This is a genomic window from Pseudomonas sp. BTN1, from assembly GCF_001907715.1.
Taxonomy (GTDB): Bacteria; Pseudomonadota; Gammaproteobacteria; order Pseudomonadales; family Pseudomonadaceae; genus Aquipseudomonas; species Aquipseudomonas paracarnis.
On record NZ_MPBM01000010.1, the window covers coordinates 19,514 to 38,810 of the forward strand.

22 protein-coding genes are annotated in these 19,297 nt (G+C 60.6%); 10 read left to right on the plus strand and 12 right to left on the minus strand.

Annotated elements, in window-relative coordinates:
• Positions 1–228 precede the first annotated feature (228 nt).
• The 3 genes from BMH52_RS04800 to BMH52_RS04810 all read left to right on the plus strand — a co-directional run bounded on the left by BMH52_RS04800 (position 229) and on the right by BMH52_RS04810 (position 2,921).
• Positions 229–1,356: a glycerophosphodiester phosphodiesterase family protein gene (locus BMH52_RS04800; protein WP_073843044.1), complete on the plus strand. Its 1,128-nt coding sequence runs from the start codon at positions 229–231 to the stop codon at positions 1,354–1,356.
• Positions 1,357–1,450: 94 nt separating this feature from the next.
• Positions 1,451–1,756, plus strand: coding sequence for a PepSY domain-containing protein (locus BMH52_RS04805; RefSeq protein WP_014719623.1), 306 nt, complete (start codon positions 1,451–1,453; stop codon positions 1,754–1,756).
• A gap of 145 nt (positions 1,757–1,901) precedes the next feature.
• A complete protein-coding gene (locus BMH52_RS04810) occupies positions 1,902–2,921 on the plus strand; it encodes a transporter (protein WP_014719624.1) in 1,020 nt (339 codons plus the stop codon).
• Between the two features lie 116 nt (positions 2,922–3,037).
• Here BMH52_RS04810 and BMH52_RS04815 read toward each other — a convergent pair whose 3' ends face one another.
• Genes BMH52_RS04815 through BMH52_RS04825 form a run of 3 tightly spaced genes read right to left on the minus strand, consistent with a single transcriptional unit; the run spans position 3,038 to position 5,702 of the window.
• A complete protein-coding gene (locus tag BMH52_RS04815; RefSeq protein WP_072435199.1) occupies positions 3,038–4,012 on the minus strand; it encodes a biotin-dependent carboxyltransferase family protein in 975 nt (324 codons plus the stop codon).
• Positions 4,009–4,887 (minus strand): allophanate hydrolase subunit 1, encoded by an 879-nt coding sequence (locus BMH52_RS04820; RefSeq protein ID WP_072435198.1) that lies wholly within the window; start codon positions 4,885–4,887, stop codon positions 4,009–4,011. The genes BMH52_RS04815 and BMH52_RS04820 overlap by 4 nt, the downstream gene beginning before the upstream one ends.
• A 56-nt stretch (positions 4,888–4,943) precedes the next feature.
• Positions 4,944–5,702, minus strand: coding sequence for a 5-oxoprolinase subunit PxpA (locus BMH52_RS04825; protein WP_073843047.1), 759 nt, complete (start codon positions 5,700–5,702; stop codon positions 4,944–4,946).
• 249 nt (positions 5,703–5,951) lie between these two features.
• On the opposite strand from BMH52_RS04825, the gene BMH52_RS04830 reads away from it, so the two are divergent.
• Positions 5,952–6,869 (plus strand): LysR family transcriptional regulator, encoded by a 918-nt coding sequence (locus BMH52_RS04830; RefSeq protein ID WP_014719628.1) that lies wholly within the window; start codon positions 5,952–5,954, stop codon positions 6,867–6,869.
• Here the strand turns inward: BMH52_RS04830 and BMH52_RS04835 are convergent.
• Positions 6,866–7,762: a LysR family transcriptional regulator gene (locus tag BMH52_RS04835; protein WP_073843050.1), complete on the minus strand. Its 897-nt coding sequence runs from the start codon at positions 7,760–7,762 to the stop codon at positions 6,866–6,868. The two genes, BMH52_RS04830 and BMH52_RS04835, sit on opposite strands and share 4 nt — an antisense overlap.
• Before the next feature lie 106 nt (positions 7,763–7,868).
• On the opposite strand from BMH52_RS04835, the gene BMH52_RS04840 reads away from it, so the two are divergent.
• Entirely contained in the window at positions 7,869–8,627 is a 759-nt protein-coding gene (locus tag BMH52_RS04840) for an SDR family NAD(P)-dependent oxidoreductase (protein WP_014719630.1), read from the plus strand.
• An 11-nt stretch (positions 8,628–8,638) separates the two neighbouring features.
• Here the strand turns inward: BMH52_RS04840 and BMH52_RS04845 are convergent, their stop codons facing one another.
• Positions 8,639–9,076: a multidrug/biocide efflux PACE transporter gene (locus BMH52_RS04845; protein ID WP_014719631.1), complete on the minus strand. Its 438-nt coding sequence runs from the start codon at positions 9,074–9,076 to the stop codon at positions 8,639–8,641.
• An 88-nt stretch (positions 9,077–9,164) separates the two neighbouring features.
• Here BMH52_RS04845 and BMH52_RS04850 point away from each other — a divergent pair, with 88 nt between their 5' ends.
• Positions 9,165–10,019, plus strand: a complete 855-nt coding sequence (locus BMH52_RS04850; RefSeq protein WP_019819309.1) for a LysR family transcriptional regulator — start codon at positions 9,165–9,167, stop codon at positions 10,017–10,019.
• A gap of 109 nt (positions 10,020–10,128) precedes the next feature.
• Here the strand turns inward: BMH52_RS04850 and BMH52_RS04855 are convergent, their stop codons facing one another.
• From BMH52_RS04855 to BMH52_RS04870, 4 genes are read right to left on the minus strand one after another with little or no spacing between them, the layout of a single operon-like run.
• A complete protein-coding gene (locus BMH52_RS04855) occupies positions 10,129–11,340 on the minus strand; it encodes an RNA polymerase sigma factor (protein WP_073843052.1) in 1,212 nt (403 codons plus the stop codon).
• A complete protein-coding gene (locus BMH52_RS04860) occupies positions 11,337–11,813 on the minus strand; it encodes an SRPBCC family protein (protein WP_019819312.1) in 477 nt (158 codons plus the stop codon). The genes BMH52_RS04855 and BMH52_RS04860 overlap by 4 nt, the downstream gene beginning before the upstream one ends.
• 25 nt (positions 11,814–11,838) lie before the next feature.
• A complete protein-coding gene (locus BMH52_RS04865) occupies positions 11,839–12,192 on the minus strand; it encodes a YciI family protein (RefSeq protein WP_073843054.1) in 354 nt (117 codons plus the stop codon).
• 42 nt (positions 12,193–12,234) lie between these two features.
• On the minus strand, positions 12,235–12,654 hold the full coding sequence (locus BMH52_RS04870; RefSeq protein ID WP_073843056.1) for a nuclear transport factor 2 family protein: 420 nt from the start codon (positions 12,652–12,654) through the stop codon (positions 12,235–12,237).
• Between the two features lie 145 nt (positions 12,655–12,799).
• Here BMH52_RS04870 and BMH52_RS04875 point away from each other — a divergent pair, with 145 nt between their 5' ends.
• Positions 12,800–13,291, plus strand: coding sequence for an N-acetyltransferase (locus BMH52_RS04875; RefSeq protein ID WP_073843058.1), 492 nt, complete (start codon positions 12,800–12,802; stop codon positions 13,289–13,291).
• Positions 13,292–13,357: 66 nt separating this feature from the next.
• On the opposite strand, the gene BMH52_RS04880 is transcribed toward BMH52_RS04875, so the two are convergent.
• On the minus strand, positions 13,358–13,840 hold the full coding sequence (locus BMH52_RS04880) for a GyrI-like domain-containing protein (protein ID WP_073843060.1): 483 nt from the start codon (positions 13,838–13,840) through the stop codon (positions 13,358–13,360).
• A gap of 195 nt (positions 13,841–14,035) precedes the next feature.
• On the opposite strand from BMH52_RS04880, the gene alaC reads away from it, so the two are divergent.
• The gene (gene alaC / locus BMH52_RS04885) at positions 14,036–15,247 is read left to right on the plus strand and encodes an alanine transaminase (RefSeq protein ID WP_032895593.1); all 1,212 of its coding nucleotides are present in this window, start codon (positions 14,036–14,038) and stop codon (positions 15,245–15,247) included.
• A 153-nt stretch (positions 15,248–15,400) separates the two neighbouring features.
• Here the strand turns inward: alaC and BMH52_RS04890 are convergent, their stop codons facing one another.
• Positions 15,401–16,753, minus strand: a complete 1,353-nt coding sequence (locus BMH52_RS04890) for a GntP family permease (RefSeq protein ID WP_014719640.1) — start codon at positions 16,751–16,753, stop codon at positions 15,401–15,403.
• An 84-nt stretch (positions 16,754–16,837) separates the two neighbouring features.
• Positions 16,838–17,371, minus strand: a complete 534-nt coding sequence (locus BMH52_RS04895; RefSeq protein WP_014719641.1) for a gluconokinase — start codon at positions 17,369–17,371, stop codon at positions 16,838–16,840.
• Positions 17,372–17,596: 225 nt separating this feature from the next.
• Between BMH52_RS04895 and BMH52_RS04900 the strand changes: the two genes are divergently transcribed.
• Both BMH52_RS04900 and BMH52_RS04905 read left to right on the plus strand, forming a co-directional pair.
• Complete coding sequence (locus BMH52_RS04900; RefSeq protein WP_161793224.1) at positions 17,597–18,628, plus strand: LacI family DNA-binding transcriptional regulator; 1,032 nt, start codon at positions 17,597–17,599, stop codon at positions 18,626–18,628.
• A gap of 391 nt (positions 18,629–19,019) precedes the next feature.
• Positions 19,020–19,259 (plus strand): DUF6124 family protein, encoded by a 240-nt coding sequence (locus BMH52_RS04905; RefSeq protein WP_073843062.1) that lies wholly within the window; start codon positions 19,020–19,022, stop codon positions 19,257–19,259.
• Positions 19,260–19,297 lie beyond the last annotated feature (38 nt).

Consider the following 19,297-nt stretch of genomic DNA (forward strand, 5'->3'; position numbering starts at 1 on the left):
AACCTCACTGAAAAGTCCCACAGGGACTGGAAAGATGGTTTACACGCGTGGCAGAAAATACCGCCCTCTGGCGGGGCAGCTACCCGTAAGAATACTGCAACACCCTGCAAAAAAGTCGACAAAATTGGCCGGTGCGCACGTTAATGTCGGTTTGGTGATAGCGCCGTTCGCAATCAATTGTTAAAAAGGACACCTTCTCAAAGTTACCTCCACGAAAGGACTTCGCATATGCCTGTCACGTTTTCCAAAAGCGCCTTGCTGCTGGCGTTGATGCTCGGCCTTGGCCAGGCACAGGCTGCCGAGCCGGTCAGCCCGGCCGAATTGGCGACAAACGAAGGCATTCCCTACCCTGCCGTGATCGCTCACCGTGGTGCTTCCTACGATGCGCCTGAATCCACCGCCGCTGCCTACAAGGTTGCACGCGACCTGGGCGCCGACTACCTGGAACTGGACCTGCAACGTAGCAAGGACGGCGTGCTGTTCGCCCTGCACGACAACAACCTGCAGCGCACCACCGACGTCGCCACCAAGTTTCCCGAGCGCAAAGACGCACCCGCCAACGAGTTCACTTGGAAAGAGCTGCAAACCCTCGACGCCGGCAGCTGGTTCAACGCCGCCTACCCGGACCGCGCGCGCCCTGGTTTCGTTGGCCTGAAAATCCTGAGCCTGGACGACATCATCAAGATCGCCGAAGGCAACCCCTCGCACAAACCCGGCCTGTACATCGAGACCAAGGAGCCCAAGCAGTTCCCCGGTATCGAAGCCGACCTGAAAAACAAGCTGCTCGACAAAGGCTGGCTGAGCTCCGCCGGCTCCAAACTGGGCAAGAGCAATACCGGTGTCGGCCAAGGCAAGGGCCGCGTGGTGCTGCAAACCTTCGAAACCGCCAGCCTCAAAGTGCTGCAGAAGGAAATGCCCAACACTCCGAAAATCCTGCTGTTGTGGGTGGGTGAAGGCAGCATCGAGCCCAAATCCAAAGTGACCTTCGCCGAGTCTGGCGAATCCACCAAGGCCGCCTACTACGCCAAGCAAGAGCCTAAAGACGCTGCCGAATTCGAAAAATGGGTTGATGAAGCCAAAAGCCTCGGCGCCATCGGCACCGGCCCGTCGGCCGAGCTGACCGACCACGGCGACCAGAGCTACACCGACCTGGTGAAGCCTGAAATGAACAAGCTGACCCACGACAAGGGCCTGCTGGTGCATGTGTATACGGTGGATGAGCCGGTGGACTTCGAGAAAGTGATGAAGGCCGGCGTCGATGGCATTTTCACCAACCGCGCCGCCGAGCTGTTGAAGTTCTACAAGCGCTGGCCGTCGTCCAGCGTGCAAGACCTGCTCAACGACCATAAGTACTAAAAGCGTTAGTGTCAGTGAGCCATTAAGGATGAGTTAAGTTGCGCCGGTTAATCTGGCGCCACTTAAACAGCTCAACCTAAGAAGGACACACACCATGAAAACCTTGACTGCCCTGTTCGCTGCTACTGCCCTGACCTTGACTGCCGGCCTGGCCCAGGCTGATGTCCGTCCGGACCAGATTCCTAGCCTGCTCAAGTCCGGTGAAGTGATGGCGTTCGAAAAGCTTAACGCCGCCGCCGTCGCCCAACATGCCGGCGCGACCATCAACGATACCGAGTTGGATCACGAAGCTGGCAAGCTGGTCTACGAAGTGGATCTGACCGACACCACCGGCAAGAAATGGGATGTGAAGCTCGACGCCAAGACCGGTGCCGTGCTGGAAAACAAGCAAGACACCTGAGTTGAACCTTGAAAAAGCGCGCCACCTTCGGGTGGCGCGTTTTTTTATGCGCGCCTCAAACGGTCACATAACCGTCATACCGCCTTGCAATGATTCGCTCAGGAACCTGTGAAAAGTCCTACAGGCCCTTTCTCTGCGAGTCGCCATGAACCACAGCATCGACCACGGCCATCAAGATTCCGATCTGTTTGGCCTGCTTTACGGTTTTCGTTTTCGCCCCGGCGAGAAAGGCCAACAAATTGATTCCGCCACCGCCCTCGCCGCCTTACAGCACCCGCCAGACCCGGACGAATTCCTGTGGCTGCACCTGAACCTGGCGCACGCCGCCTGCGAGCGCTGGATGCAGGCGCATTTGTCGCTGCCGGAAGAGTTTTTTGAAGCCTTGCATGAGGGCTCACGCTCCACGCGCATCGAGCATGTGGACTCGGCCTTGTTGGCAGTGGTCAACGATGTGGTGTTCAACTTCAGCAGCATGGTGTCGTCGGATATTTCCACGCTATGGGTGTGCGCTCGCAGCCGCTTGCTGGTGAGCGCGCGCCTGCAGCCTTTGCACTCGGTGGATAAATTGCGCTCGTCGGTGAAGGCCGGCGAACACTTTCGCTCCCCCTTGGAGCTGTTGGTGCACCTGCTGCGCGACCAGGGCGAAGTGCTGACGCAGATCGTGCGCAAGACCAGTATCAGCGTCGACCATATCGAAGATCAGCTGTTGTCTTCGCGCCTGTCCACCAACCGCGCCGAACTGGGTGCCGCCCGCCGCGTGCTGGTGCGCCTGCAACGCCTGCTGGCGCTGGAACCGGGCTCGCTGCTGCGCCTGCTCAATCGCCCGCCGCAATGGCTGCAAAAGGAAGACGTGAAGGAGTTACGCAAATCCACCGAGGAGTTTGCGCTGATCATCAACGACCTGACCGCCTTGGGCGAACGCATCAAGCTGTTGCAGGAAGAGATCGCCGCCAACCTCAATGAACAGAGCAACCGCACGCTGTTTACCCTCACGGTGGTGACGGTGCTGGCGCTGCCGATCAATATCATTGCCGGCTTTTTTGGCATGAATGTGGGTGGGGTGCCGCTTTCCCAGGATCCGGAAGGCTTCTGGATACTGGTGGCCTTGGTCGCAACCTTCACCCTGATCGCTGGACGGTGGGCATTCCGCAAATTCTCAAATTGAAATAAGCCCAAAGGTGGGAACTGGCTTGCCTGCGATTGCGGTGTATCAGCCAAGACAATGCAAGCTGGCCCACCGCTATCGCAGGCAAGCCAGCTCCCACAGGAGTTTGCGTTTATTCAGTGATTGAAGAGTCCCGACATCGCTTTGAGCCGCTTCTTGTACACCCGCCGCGCCTCCAAAGCCTCCTCGAGGCTCACCGCCACAAACCCCGCTCGCTGGTTGGGCTGCATCTGCCCGATCAAGTCCAGGTCGGCGCTGATCACCGTGCCAATCATCGCGTAGCCACCGCCCGACACCGCATCGCGGTGCAACACAATCGGCTCCAGCCCCGCCGGTACTTGAATCGAGCCAATCGGGTAGCAACTGTCCACGATGTTGGAAGGATCGGAGCCCGCGCCAAACGGCTGTTCCCGTGGCTGGAAGCTCAACGCGCTGCCGCCCTTGAAGCGGTAGCCGATGCGATCGGCCTCGGAGCCCACCGTCCACGGCTCGGCAAAAAAGCTGCTTTTGGCCTCGTCAGTCAAGCGCTCGTAATACAGCCCCGGCACTACCCGCAACGTCACATCGCCGCCGACCGAACGCCGCAACGCCATCGGCAAGCTGTTGCCCGCACGCCCCATACCGCTGGCGGTACCGATCGGCAATTGATCGCCCTCCTGCAAGCGTCGGCCGTTAAACCCGCCGAGGGCGCCGAGTGTGTAGGTGGAGCGGCTGCCGAGCACCAACGGCACGTCGATACCGCCGGCGACGGCGAGGTAGGTGCGTGCGCCGGCCTTGGGAAACTCGAACCGCAGCACCTGCCCGGCGCGCACGGCAAAGGCGGTGTCCTGGTGCACCACTTCACCGTCCAGGCGCGGCGACATCAAGGCGCCGCTCAAGGCCACCAGCGCGTCCTGCTGGAACTCCAGCTCCGGCCCGATCAGCGTGCATTCCAGGCCCGCCGCGCCCACAGGATTGCCCACCAGGTGGTTGGCCGCACTCAACGCGTATTGGTCCAGCGCCCCCGACGGCGGGATGCCCAAGTGGTAATAACCTTCGCGGCCCAGGTCCTGCACGGAGGTGGCGAGGCCAGGTTTGAGGACCTTGATCATGCCAGCGCCTCCTGCAGGGTTTTCGGGTAGCCGATGGGGTCGGCAAGAAAGGCATCCAGGGAAAACTCCACCGGGCGGATGCGCAAGTCGAAACGACCGGCGTCCACCTCGGCGACCGCCAGGTCATAAGCCTCGCGGTCCATCGGCTTGAACTGCACGATATCGCCAGGGCGGAAGAACACCATGTGCTCCTTGAGGTACGCCAACTGCTGCGCCGGGTCGTAGATCGGTGCCGGGGTAACGCCGAACATCTGGTAACCGCCCGCGCCACGCACCGAGTAGATACACCCAAAGCAGCCGCCATGGCCCAGGGTCAGTTTCGGCGTGTCGGTGCGTGGGCGCAGGTATTTGGGCACCTGCAATTGCCGCTCGCGTTCGACCATCTGGAACATGAACGGCAAGCCCGCGACAAAGCCGACCATCGACACAAACCACGGCGCGCCACTGTGGGCGGCGATGAACGCGTCCACGTCGGCCAGGCCATTGATGCGTGCCGCATATTCCAGGTCTGTGCCGCTGGGGTCTTGGTGGCGGTCACGAAAACGCATCAGGGTTTCGCGGGTCCAGGGGTCGTTATAGAGCACCGGGATTTCGATGATGCGCGTGCGCAAGGTGCGTTCGGCCACGGCCTGGGCTTCGGCGCTTTGCACGGCGTCGAGCAGCGCCTGAGGGGCAATGCGGTCAGGGTCGAAGCGAATCTGGAACGATGCGTTGGCCAGGCAGACATCCAGTACGCCTTCCAGTGCCAGGCGCTCCACGGCGCGGGTCACCGCCATGCCCTTGAAAAAAGCCTCCAGGGACATGCTGTTGCTGACCTCGGCAAACAGGTGTTCATCACCGCCGAAGCTGTAGCGGATGGGGGACGTTTCAGCCATGTCTGTTCCTCTTGGAATCATTGTAGAAAGGCAGGCAAAAAAGTAAGGGTTGGCTCTTATTGGGGAGGTCTGACGTCGATACCCGCCTGGTCCAGGGCTTCACGGGTGGCCTCCACCAGCTCCAGGGCGCCAGGGGTGTCGCTGTGCAGGCAGATGGAATCGAATTCGATCGCCAGGTCTTCGCCTTCGACGGTACGTACCAGGCCGGTCTGACACGCACGCAAGACGCGCGCGGCCACTGTGGCGGAGTCCAGCGCCCGCACATTGCGGGTAAACACGATGGAACCGCTGAGGTCGTATTCACGGTCGGCATAAAACTCGCGCACCACCGGCTGCCCCAGTTCCTTGGCAATGCGCCAGATCACCGAGTTGGGCATGCAGTACAGCATCAGCGTGGGCTCGATGATTTGCAGGTTTTGCACCAACAGCCGGGCGGCCTCTTCATCGCGGGCCAGGTGCATGTAGAGCGCGCCGTGAGGCTTGATATGTTGCAAGGTCACGCCTTGGGCGCGGGCCATTTCACGCAAGGCACCGAGCTGGTAGAGCATGTCGTCCACCAGTTCCTGGGCCGGTGCGTTGATATGCCGACGACCGAAACCCACCAGGTCACGAAAGCCTGGGTGCGCGCCAATCGCCACACCTAGTTGCTTGGCGCGCTCGACGGTGCGGCGCATGGTGCCTGGGTCGCCGGCGTGAAAGCCGGTGGCGATATTGGCCGAGCTGATATAGGCCATCAGCTCTGCGTCGACGCCGTCGCCGATGGTCCAGGGGCCAAAGCCTTCGCCCATGTCTGAATTGAAATCCACTGCCTGCATCAAGGTCGCTCCGCCAAAGGTGATGCCCGCAAAGTAGGCCGTGGCTTGACCCCTTGGGAAGATCTATTATCAGATGGCCCATCTTCTGAAAATCAGATAGCTTTTTATCCTCGACCCCCGATCGTTCCCACGCTCTGCGTGGGAATGCAGCCATGGACGCTCTGCGTCCGCACTTGAGACCGTGACGCGGAGCGTCACAAGAGGCATTCCCACACAGAGCGTGGGAACGATCAATAAGCAGAGTGCGATATGTCTTTAACCTTGCGCCAGGTTCGCTATTTCGTCGCCACTGCGGAAATCGGCCAGATTTCCCAGGCAGCAATTCACCTGAATATTTCCCAATCGGCGGTGACCACAGCGATCAAGGAGCTGGAAGCCATGCTCGGCGTGCAGTTGTTCGTGCGCTCGGCCCAAGGCATGAACCTCACCGACGCGGGGCGGCATTTTCTCAACCGTGCCTATGTGATTGTGCGCAGCGTGGAGGATGCCCTCAACAGCCCGTTGCCGGACTACCGCGCCAGCGGCGTGCTGCGGGTGGCGGCCAGCTACACCGTGCTGGGTTATTTCCTGCCGCACCATTTACAGCGCATGGAGCATTGGCATCCGGACGTGACCATCGAGGTGTTCGAACAGGAGCGCCAGGCCATCGAACAGGGCCTGCTCGACGGCCAGTTCGACATGGCTGTGGTGCTCACTGCCAACCTCACCCACGCGGATATCGTCTCGGAAATTCTATTCAACTCCGAACGCCGCCTGTGGCTGCCCAGCCATCACCCATTGTGCGAACGCGGTGCCGTGAGCCTGGCCGACGTGGCCCAAGAACCCTACATCTTGCTCACCGTCGATGAAGCCGAACACAGCGCCATGCGCTACTGGGAACAGGCCGGGCAAACGCCCAAGGTGCGGCTGCGCACCAGCTCGGTGGAGGCGGTGCGCAGCATGGTTGCCAATGGCAGCGGCGTGGCGATCCTGTCAGACCTGGTGCACCGGCCCTGGTCCCTGGAAGGCAAACGCATCGAAACCCTGACCGTGACCGACCCGGTCACCCCCATGAGCGTCGGCCTGGCCTGGCACCGCGAGCGCGCGTTTACCCCCGCGATGCAAGCGTTCCGGGATTACTTCCACGACGCGTTCCTGGCGCCCCAGCAGTTGTCGGCACGCCGTTAAAGATGAGCTTGCAGGGTGGCGGTCAACCAGTCCATGAACACCCGCACCCGCAACGGCAGATGCCGCTGGCCGGCGTACAGCAACGACACATCCAAGGGCGGCGCCTGGTAGTCGGGCAGCACCGCCACCAACTCGCCGCTGGCCAATAAGTCGCGTATGCCGAGCTGCGGCACCTGGGTGATGCCAAACCCGCCCAGGCACGCCGATTGATAGGCGTCGGTGCTGTTGACCGTCACCCGGCCTGCCATCGCCAGCCGCTGCACCTTGTTGCCCACCAGGTATTCGAACCCGGCCGAGCGTGCGCCCAGCGGCCGCACGTAATGCACCAACTGATGATGCGCCAGGTCTGCCAGGGTGTCGGGCACGCCATACCGTTGCAGGTACGCCGCGCTCGCGCAGTTGACCATCGGCATGCTGCACACCCGCCGCGCTACCACAGTTTGATCGGGCTGGGCGCCGACGCGCACCACGCAATCAAAACCTTCGGCGATCAGGTCCACCTGGCGGTCCGAACAGCTGATTTCCATGTCGATCAGCGGATGGCGCGCCATGAACGTGGGCAAGTTCGGCAAGATCACGCCCCGCGCCATGACATTGGGCATGTCCACCCGTATGCGTCCGGCCAATTGGGTTTCGTCCTGACGGAACAAACCTTCCAACTCTTCCATGTGCGCCAGCAGATCCTTGCTGCGCTCATACAACACACGACCATCCTGGGTCGCCTGCACCTTGCGCGTGGTGCGTTGCAACAGCCGAGCGCCGAGCAACTCCTCCAACGCCTGCACATGCTCGGAGACCGTAGAGCGCGGCAAGCCCAGGCTTTGGCCGGCCTGGGTAAAGCTCGACAACTCAGTAACGCGTACGAAGGTGCGCAGCAGCTCAAGCTTATTCATTAGATTGTTCGCCTTATCCGGCCAGTGATTTCGATATCAGCCTGTTTATCACGTTATGGCCGGACAAATACACTCAGTCCCACTCACCCCATTCGAGGACTGCACCATGACCCGTAAAATCGCACTCATCACTGGCGCTAGCCGTGGCCTGGGCAAAAGCGCCGCCCTGCACCTGGCTGCGCAAGGCATCGACATCATCGGCACTTACCACAGCGCAGCGGCCGAAGCCCAAGCCGTGGTTGCCCAGGTAGAGGCCTTGGGCGGTCGCGCCGCCATGCTGCAACTGGACGTCAGCCAGAGCGCAACCTTCGATGCATTCGTTGGCCAGATCGGCACACTGCTCAAGGATGTGTTCGCCCAGGAGCATTTCAACTTCCTGATCAACAACGCCGGGGTTGGCACCTACGCAAGCTTTGCCGAAACCACCGAAGCCCAGTTCGACCAGTTGGTGGCGATCCATGTGAAGGCACCGTTTTTCCTCACGCAGAAACTGCTGCCGCTGATCAGCGATGGCGGGCGCATCATCAATATCTCCAGCGGCCTGGCGCGCTTCAGCCTGCCGGGGTATGCCGCCTACGCATCTATGAAAGGCGCGGTGGAAGTCTTGTCGCGCTACCAGGCTAAAGAACTGGGCCCACGGGGTATTACCGTGAACACCCTGGCACCGGGCGCGATTGCCACCGACTTCGGCGGCGGCGCGGTGCGCGATAACACCGATGTGAATGCGATGGTTGCCAATAACACCGCCCTGGGCCGCGTAGGCTTGCCGGACGACATTGGCGGGGCGATTTCGACCTTGCTGGCCGATGGCAGTCATTGGATCACCGGCCAGCGGATCGAGGCGTCGGGCGGGATGTTCCTATAAGCGACGCACGCCTACGGGGTAACTGGGGTTTTACCGGCGAATTTCTCGCGCAGCACGTCATAACCCCAGTGGTACACGTAGGTGTACGGCAGGAAGAACAACAACACGCCAATGTCGAGGATGAAGGCTTCCAACAGGCTGATCTTCATCAAGGCGGCAATCAACGGCACTGCCAAGAGGATCAGGCCGCCTTCAAACAGCAGCGCATGCAGCACACGGGTCCAACCACCGTTGGCCAGTTGCAGGCGATTTTTAAGGCGGTCGAACAGGCTGTTGAACACCACGTTCCAGCTCAGTGCCAACAGGCTGATGCCCAGGGTCACTGCGCCCATCTCCAGCGCTGGCCGGCCGGTGATCCACACCAACAGCGGCGTGCAAATCAATAAGGCCAACCCCTCGAAACCAAGGGCTTGAAAAACGCGTTCAGTAAGGGATTTGGTAGGGGTCATAGCCCGGCTCCGTGAGTGACGATGGTTGCCATGATCAGGCTTTGTCTCGATACTTCATAACCAATAACCATCGATCAAGGCGATAGTCATGGCCTCCCATGAAGTGCTTCAGGCGTTTGTCCAGGCTGCCACCCAAGGCTCGTTTTCCGCGGCGGCGCGCAAGCTGGGCAAAAGCCAGTCCACCGTGAGCGCGGCAGTGGCCAGCCTTGAGATTGACCTGAACGTGGTGCTGTTTGACCGCAGCAGCCGCAAGCCGACCCTCACACCGGCGGGGCAAGTGTTGCTGCAACGGGCTGAGCAAGTGCTGGAAGCCAGTAGCCGCCTGGAGCTGGCAGCCAGTCAGTTATCGCAAGGCCTGGAGCCGAAGTTGAGTCTCGCCATGTCCGATACTTATCAGTCTGATCGATTCGAGGTCGCTCTCAGCGCCTTCGAACAACGCTACCCAGACCTTGAGCTGGAATGCCTGATCGCGGAATGCGAAGACTTGATCGCACTGGTGCAAAGTGGCCGGGCGCAGATCGCGTTTATCGAGAAACAAGAAGCCTACCCGCCGGACCTGACGTTCTCCCCCGTGGAAGAGCGCACGGAGATCGCGCTGTTCGTCTCGCCCAGACACCCATTGGCAACCCTGGACAAGGTTCACTCGCACACCTTGCAACAACACCGGGAGTTGCGCTTGGCGAGCATCATCAGCCCCAATGAAAACCGCGGCACGCAACGTGTGTGGTCGGCGCCGAGTTACCTGATGCTGATGGAAATGGCACAGCTGGGTTTTGGTTGGGCACCGATACCGCGCTGGCTGGTGGAGCGTTTTGGCGGCAACCAGTTGGTTGAACTCAAGGTGCGCAGTTGGCCGCGTTCGGTGGCGGTGGATGCGCTGTGGTCCCGGCACCAGCCGCCGGGGCCTGCGGGGAGCTGGTTGCTGGGCAAGATGCTGGAGTGAACGCAGTGCAATGTAGAGGGGGCCGTTAGAGAGACGTTGGCTGTCAGGCCGTCATCGCAGGCAAGCCAGCGCCCACATTGGATCGCGGGGCGTCATAACATCGTGTTGGCTATTTGAGTTCGGCGAGGCGTCGCGTGATGAAGCGTTTTTCTGGCGCCTGTTGCGTCAGCGACAGCGCTTTTTCGTACGCGCTGCGAGCTTCGTCAAACCGCCCCAACTGCCGGCAAAATTCCCCACGCGCCGAATGCGCCAAGTGATAGTCCTGCAACTCACCGCGCTGCAAAAGGTTGTCTACCAGCGCCAGCCCCGCCAAAGGCCCCTGCTCCATCGCCACCGCTACCGCACGGTTCAACTCGATCACCGGCGACGGCACAGACCTGAGCAATACATCATAGAGCCCGACAATCTGCCGCCAATCGGTTTCCCCTGCGCTGGGCGCCTCGGCGTGCACGGCGGCAATCGCAGCCTGCAAGCAATACGGCCCGAAGCGTGGCGTCATCAGCGCCTGCTCCACCAATGCGCAGCCTTCAGCGATCAAGGCCCTGTCCCAAAGCGTACGATCCTGAGCGTCCAACAGCACCAGTTCGCCGCTGGCAGAAGTGCGGGCAGGCCGACGCGACTCGTGCAGCAACATTAACGCCAGCAAGCCCATGACTTCCGGCTCGGGCAGCAACTCCAGCAGCAAACGCCCCAGGCGAATGGCCTCCAAGGTCAGGTCCTCGCGGGTGAGGTCGGCACCCGCTGAGGCCGAATAGCCCTCGTTGAACACCAGGTAAATCACCCGCAACACACTATCCAATCGTTCGGGCAGTTCGGCGCGGGACGGCACTTGATAGGGGATTTTCGCCTCACGGATCTTGCCCTTGGCGCGCACGATGCGTTGAGCAATGGTGGTGGGCGTGGCTAGAAAAGCGTGAGCGATGGCCTCGGTGCTCAGGTCGCAGATCTCGCGCAAGGTCAGCGCAACCTGGGCATCGGCTGCCAACGCTGGGTGGCAGCAAGTGAACATCAGGCGCAGGCGGTCGTCTTCCACGTCTTCATCACTCCAAGGCGCGGCCTCCAACGCCTCGGCCTGCTCTTCCAATAACGGGGTAAAACGCGACTGCCGACGCAGGCGGTCGATGGCTTTGAAGCGGCCGGTGGACACCAGCCACGCCCGTGGATTATCCGGCACGCCATCCTCGGGCCAGCGCTGCAGGGCGACGAAAAATGCTTCGTGCAGCGCCTCCTCGGCCAAGTCGAAATCCCCCAGCACACGAATCAACGTCGCGAGCACGCGGCGTGATTCGCGGCGGTAAATAGCGTCGATCTGCTGGGTCAATCGACCATGTCCTCGGTCACCAACTTCACCAGGCGGTCCAGGCTCTGGCCCCAGCCGTCATGAAAGCCCATGGCTTCGTGGGCCTGCTTGTCCTCGGCACTCCAGTGCATGGCGCGGGCGGTATAGAGGGTCTTTTCGCCGACCTCCTCAAAGGTGACTTCGGCGCTCATGAACGGCTTGCCCGAAGGCACCCAACCCGGCATGAACGCGTCGGTAAACACCAGGCGGTTGGGCGCGTCGATCTCCAGGAACACGCCTTGGGTCGGGTACTCGCTGCCATCCGGGGCGCGCATCAAGGTGCGGAACAAGCCGCCGACCCACAGGTTCATCTCGCATTCAGGGGTGGTCATGCCGTGGGGGCCCCACCATTGTTGCAGCAGGGTTGGCTCGGTCCAGGCGCGAAACACCCGGCGGCGCGGCGCATCGATCAAGCGGCTGATGGACAGTTCAAATTCGGCGGGTTGAATGTTCACGGGGCAACCTCCTCAAGTCTTTTGATTATTGTGTTGAGAGATTCAATTGGCGCACGGGGCGCACTTCCACACTGCCGACCCGGGCTGCCGGAATGCCGCCAGCCACCTGGAGCGCTTCATTGAGGTCCTTGGCGTCGATCAGGTAGAACCCGGCGAGCTGCTCCTTGGTTTCGGCAAACGGCCCGTCGGTAATCGACAGCTTGCCGCTGCGCATGCGCACGGTAGTGGCGGTGGTCACCGACTCCAGCGGCTCGGCGGCCAGCATGCGCCCGCTGGCCTGGATGGACTCGGCGTAGGCCAGACATTCCGAGTCGTGGGGGCTGTCGGGCGAGGTGTGCAACGCCTGTTCGTCGCTGTAGATCAAGCACAGGTATTTCATGGCGTTCTCCGTTTTCGGACTACTGACTATAGTTCGCAGTGCTCAAGGTTTCAGGTCGAATAACGCCGTGCCGCTTTGCATATCAAACGGTGCCGACCAGTGCTCGTGCACCACCTTCCATTGGCCATCGATACGCTGGTAGCCGGCGGTCACGCGCATCCAGCAGGCCTTTACCTCGCCGTCCGGCCCGGCGCCGCCGCAGTGGGCCAGCCAGTGGGCAAACGCACTGTCTGGCGCATCGACGACATGCAATTCATGAAACTCGAAGATGCCGGGGCCGGGGCAGTGCTCCATGCACGCCTCCCAATGCGCGCGGTAGGCCGCCTTGCCCTTGAATTGCAGAGCGGTTACGGCGTCGAACGAGACGATATCGTCGGCGTAAAAGCTGACAATTTTGTCGATATCGCGACTGACGACGGCGTCTTTCCATTGCTCGATCAGGCTCTTGATTGCAGTGCTCATGGCGATGACTCCTTGGGGTGGAAAATCACGGAAGACACCCTTAGTCGAATGGCCCCGAGGGAAATCGACATCCCCCTGAAAAATAATTTCCCGTGGCTCAAACCCGATAAACTGCCACTTCTCTTGCAGCCGTTCGGATAGTCCCATGCCAACCCGCCTCGTTGCTTACGAGGCGCTGAACGCTGTGCAACAACAGCAAGTCGGCGCCATCGAAGTTCACCCTGAACAACTGCCGTTTTGCGGCGATATGTATTGCGCCCTCAATACCCTGCTCGCCAACCCGAGCCCTGGGGTCAAGGGCTTTGCGCTGTTGGTCGACGACCTTCCTGTGGCGTTCTTGCTGCTCAAGCGACCACCGTGCCTGCCTCATTGGGCCGATGAACACAGCGCCACACTCCACGCGCTACAGGTAGACCGGCATCAACAGGGGCGTGGATACGGCAAGATGTGTTTGCAGGCGTTGCCCGCCGTGGCGCGCGAGGCCTGGCCGCAGACCAAGGGGTTGGAGTTGTCGGTGGATGCCCACAACCTGGCGGCAATGGGGTTGTATCTGGGGGCAGGATGGGTGGATCGCGGTGAGGCGTACAAGGGTCGCGTAGGGTATGAGCGCCGGTTGAGCTTCAGGTTTAATCCATAGCGGCAATGTCACGTAAACATGACTTTTAAGCGTGCATGTCGTGTTTACGTGACATCGGGTGCAGTGTCAGCCCCGCTCCCCGATCGGCAGCCAGATTTCCACCGTCCCCGTGCCCTTACTGGCATCGAAGTCCGCGCTATAGCGCTCGAAATCCGCGCCCATGACTTTGTAGCCCGAGTGCGGCAGCCATTCGAACATGATGCGCTCGTAGGTTTGCTCCAGCGCCTGCACCGGCCCGTAGTGGGGGAACACGGCATAGTTGAGTGGCGGAATTTCGATCACCTCGAAATTGCTTGGCACATCTTTCCTGGCCGGGACTTCAACACCTGCCAGGTAATCGAATTCGCCGTGATGCGGGTTATGGCACACCCCGTAGGTCACACCGCCGACGCGCTTCTTGATGTCCTTGATGCAGGTATCGAACAACTCCCACAGCCGTGGGATATCGCCCACGGTGGCCTTCGAATATCGCCCTTGCACCCCGGCGATCACCAGGGCCTTACCGGCTTCCAGGCGTGGCTCCAACGGTTGTTTTGTCTGCTGATCCATACGAACAGTCTCCTTCTTATGAGGGAACAAACCCGCATCGAGTATAGGGGCATACCCGCGCCGTACTCCATGTAGAAATTTTTCCTACACATCTGGACAACTTGCCATCATCGCTCGTATTGTCTGCCTCGCAGGCCACCGCAGTGGCCGACGTCGCTCGGACGGTTCCGGGCGCTTACGTACCTCGAGGCAACAATGGCAGACCAAGGTTCGCCGCGCCGCTTTGCGCGCATAGATCGACTCCCCCCTTACGTTTTCAATATCACTGCCGAGCTGAAGATGGCTGCGCGTCGGCGCGGCGAAGACATCATCGACTTGAGCATGGGTAACCCTGACGGCGCCACGCCTCCTCATATCGTGGAGAAAATGGTCACCGTCGCCCAGCGTGAAGACACCCACGGCTACTCCACCTCCAAAGGCATTCCGCGCCTGCGCCGGGCGATTTCGCGCTGGTACAAGGACCGTTACGCGGTGGATATCGACCCTGAGTCCGAAGCCATCGTGACCATCGGTTCCAAGGAAGGCCTGGCGCACTTGATGCTGGCCACCCTAGACCAGGGCGATACCGTGCTGGTGCCCAACCCCAGCTACCCGATTCATATCTACGGCGCAGTGATTGCAGGTGCCCAGGTACGTTCGGTGCCGCTGATACCGGGCGTGGATTTCTTCGCTGAGCTGGAGCGCGCGATTCGCGGCTCGATCCCCAAGCCGAAGATGATGATCCTCGGCTTCCCGTCCAACCCCACCGCGCAGTGTGTGGAACTGGACTTCTTCGAACGGGTGATCGCCCTGGCCAAGCAGTACGACGTGCTGGTGGTGCACGACCTGGCCTACGCCGACATCGTCTACGACGGCTGGAAAGCCCCCTCGATCATGCAAGTGCCCGGCGCCAAGGACATTGCGGTTGAGTTTTTCACCCTGTCCAAGAGCTACAACATGGCCGGCTGGCGCATCGGCTTCATGGTAGGCAACCCGGAACTGGTCAACGCCCTGGCACGCATCAAGAGCTACCACGACTACGGCACCTTCACCCCGCTGCAAGTGGCGGCGATTGCAGCGCTGGAAGGCGACCAACAGTGCGTGAAGGACATCGCTGAACAGTACCGCCAGCGTCGCAATGTGCTGGTCAAAGGCCTGCATGAGCTGGGCTGGATGGTGGAGAACCCGAAGGCGTCGATGTACGTCTGGGCCAAGATTCCCGAGCAGTATGCCGCCATGGGCTCGCTGGAGTTTGCCAAGAAACTGTTATTGGAAGCGAAGGTGTGTGTGTCGCCGGGGATCGGTTTTGGTGAGTATGGCGATGATCATGTGCGCTTTGCGCTGATCGAAAACCAGGACCGGATTCGCCAGGCGGTGCGAGGCATTCGGGGGATGTTCAGGGCGGATGGGTTGGTCAGCAAAGCCTGACCTGATTTACCTGAAGAAACCCAATTAATGTGGGAGCTGGCTTGCCTGCGATGCAGACACCTCGGTGTTTCAGATGTACCGAGGTGATGCTATCGCAGGCAAGCCAGCTCCCACATTTTGATCGAGTTGCCGCCACTGCTTTTGTGGTGTGGCTTACACTACCAACGACAGCAACATGATGAAGATCAGCGCCACGATCGACAGAATGGTCTCCATCGCCGTCCAGGTCTTGAACGTCTCGGCCACGGTCATGTTGAAGTACTGCTTGACCAGCCAGAACCCCGCATCGTTGACGTGAGACAGGATCAACGAACCCGCGCCCGTCGCCAGTACCAGCAACTCGCGGTTAACCCCTGGGATCATGCCCACCACCGGCACCACAATGCCCGCGCCGGTAATGGTCGCAACCGTCGCCGAACCGGTGGCAATCCGAATCACCGCCGCCACCAGCCACGCCAGCAGGATCGGGTTGATCTGCGCGTTCACCGCCATATGGCCGATCACGTCGCCCACGCCGCTGGTCACCAGCATCTGTTTGAAACCACCACCGGCACCGATGATCAGGATGATCGCGGCGGTCGGCGCAAGGCTGGCGTCGAGCAACTTGAGGATCTGCTTGGAGTGGATACCCTGGCGATGGCCAAAGGTGTACAGCGACAACAGCAACGCCAGCAGCAGTGCGGTGATCGGGTGGCCGATCATGTCCATCCAGTTACGCACCACGTTGCCTTCAGCGAACGCGATGTCGGCAAAGGTTTTGAGTAGCATCAGGAACACCGGCAGCAGCACGGTGACCAGGGTGATGCTGAAGCTTGGCAGCGACTTGTTATCGGTCTCGCGGGCCAGTTGGTCCACCAGTTCCTGGGACGGGTTGCCCGGGATGTACTTGGCGATGAACGTACCGAAAATCGGGCCGGCGATGATGGCGGTCGGCAGCGCAACGATCAGACCGTACAGGATGGTCTTGCCGATATCGGCACCGAACACGCCGATGGCCAGCAGCGGGCCCGGGTGCGGTGGCACCAGACCGTGCACCGCCGACAAACCGGCCAGCAGCGGGATACCGATCTTGATCAACGACACGCCGGTACGCCGGGCGACAATAAACACCAGCGGGATCAGCAATACAAAGCCGATCTCGAAGAACAGCGGGATGCCCACCAGGAACGCGGCGAACATCATGGCCCACTGGACCTTCTCTTTGCCGAAGGCGCGGATCAGGGTCTGGGCGATCTGATCGGCACCGCCGGACTCGGCCATCATCTTGCCGAGCATCGTGCCCAGCGCGAGGATGATGCCGACAAAGCCGAGCACCCCGCCGAAGCCGTCCTGGAACGCCTTGATGATCTTGTCCACGGGCATACCCGAGGTCAGGCCGAGGAAACCGGCCGCGATGATCAGTGCAATGAACGGGTGCACCTTGAACTTGGTGATCAGTACGATCAACCCGATGATAGTGACTACTGCATCTAGCAGCAGGTAAGACTCGTGGGACATGCCAAACATGGGGGGTCTCTCCTGTTTGTTGTTGTTATTAAAGCGGGTGTTGAACTTCCTGCCGGGGATAGCGCTATCTTTTCCGGCAAAAAATTAATGAGTAGGTTCAAAGCCGTGCTTGCGCCACCAGGTATTGGTCTGCTCGGCCAGCTCCTCGACGCTGTCTTCACTGGCGTTCAAGGCCAGGGTCAGCGGCTCGCCCTTGGGCGATTCAAGGGTGGCGAACTGGCTATCGATCAGGCTTGCCGGCATGAAATGGCCGGGGCGGTGAGACACGCGGTCGGCGGCGACTTCGCGGGTCAGTTCCAGGAAGACAAAACCCAGGCCCGGCGCGGCTTCGCGCAAGTGGTCACGGTATTTTTTCTTCAGGGCCGAACAGGTCAGTACAGGATGCTCGCCCGCTTTCAACGCGCGGCGCAGTTCATCGCACAGGATGTCGAGCCAGCCGGCGCGGTCGTCGTCGTTGAGGGGGTGGCCGGCGCTCATCTTTTCGATGTTCGCGGCGGGGTGAAAGCTGTCGCCTTCAATGGCAGTGGCGCCGTTAAGGGCGCACAGGGCTTGGCTGACGCTGGACTTGCCACAGCCGGAAACACCCATGATGACCAGGGCGGTAACAGGTTGACTCATGAAACACCTCAGGACGCAGATAGCGCTACCTTTGCATAGCGTAAGGCTAGTGCAAAAACAGGCTTTTCCCGCGCCGACTTGTCATTTTTATGGAGTGACGCGTGCATCCGTTCCAACAGATTGACTTCAAGAGCTGGACAGGATCAGGCAACCCTTTATCCAAGAATTTGCAGCCCTTTGGAGACAGCGCTACCTTAGTGCCTCGATTTTTGTTTGGCAAGCTGCCTGATGACCTCTAAGAACGATAAAAATACCCGCACGACGGGCCGCCCTACCCTCAATGAAGTTGCGCGCCTGGCCGGCGTCAGCCCGATCACCGCCTCCCGTGCCCTGCGCGGCATCAGCACCGTGGCCACCGAACTGGTGGAAAAAGTGCAACAGGCCGCCGCCGAACTGAGCTACGTGGTCAACCCCGCCGCCCGCGCCCTGGCCTCGGCGCAGAGCCATTCGGTGGTGGTGCTGGTGCCGTCACTGTCCAACCTGCTGTTTATCGAAACCCTGGAAGCTATTCATCAGGTACTGCGGCCCAAGGGCTTTGAAGTACTGATCGGCAACTCCCATTATTCGCGCGATGAAGAAGAAGACCTGCTGCGCAACTACATGGCCTATCAGCCGCGGGGATTGCTGCTGACCGGGTTTGACCGCACCGAAAGCGCGCGACGAATGGTCGAGGCCAGCAATGTGCCCTGTGTGTACATGATGGATCTGGACCCTAATGCCGGGGTGAACTGCGTGGGCTTCTCGCAACTGGCCGCTGGCGAGACCGCGGCGGCGCACTTGCTGTCCCGGGGGCGCAAGCGCCTGGCCTATATCGGCGCGCAGTTGGATCAGCGCACGTTGTTGCGCGGCGAAGGTTTCCGCCGCGCCTTGCAGCAGGCGGGCATGTACGATCCGGCGCTGGAGCTTTTGACACCACGTCCCTCCTCCGTGGGCCTGGGCGGCGAACTGTTCCTGCAATTGCTGGCAGCGCATCCGGATGTGGATGCGATCTTCTTCGGCAACGACGACCTGGCCCAGGGCGCCCTGCTCGAAGCCCTGCGCCATGGCATCAAGGTGCCTGAACGTGTGGCGGTGCTGGGCTTCAACGACCTACCCGCTTCCTCATTCATGGTGCCGCGCCTGAGTAGCATCAGCACGCCACGGGAAGCCATCGGGCGTCGGGCGGCGGAGCATTTGCTGACGATCATGGCGGGCAACAAGGTGGCCAAGCCAGTGGTGGATATGGGGTTTGAGTTGCAGGTGCGCGAGAGCACCTGAACCTCGAGCTGAACGCACACAATGTGGGAGCAGGCAAGCCAGCTCCCACCTTTTTCTACCGTGCCCACTTGATAGGTAGGACAGCCGTAGGAAGCGGCTTACATTGCAGTAAGCGCCTTGCTCCGCTGCCTACGCTTACGTCAGAATCCGCCGGCTTGTGCGCCTCGGTGGCGGTCTCTAAGGTTTGCCGGTCGCTGAATTTCTCGGTGATCGGGTTTAGTAGCCCGAGTTTGGTCACTCTAAGTGCATAAGCCTGCCCGCGTTAATGGCGGCTGTGCGTAGGGCACTTTCGGGTGCGCCGGCTTTGAGTGTCCACCGGTCTACTAACCTGCGTACAGCTGCCACCCTCGTTTAGTAGCGATACGGCGGCAGCCCATTCCAGGATGCTCTGATGATCAAAAAAATCGATCCGCCGCCAACCACCCTCTTCACGCTCATCCCCGATGTTTCCACTGAAACCCTGCTGGCCAACAGCTACGAAACCGTCTGCTCCGTCAGCACCTTACTGCTCGACCTGTCCGATGACCTCACCGGCAAACACCGTGATGTGGCCCTGGCCATTCATCAATTGAGCGAGCTGAGCGTATTGCTGGTGGGCAAGGCCATGGACCAGCACACACCACGCTGCTGAGGCAATCCACGACCCCTGTGGGCGACCCACTACACATC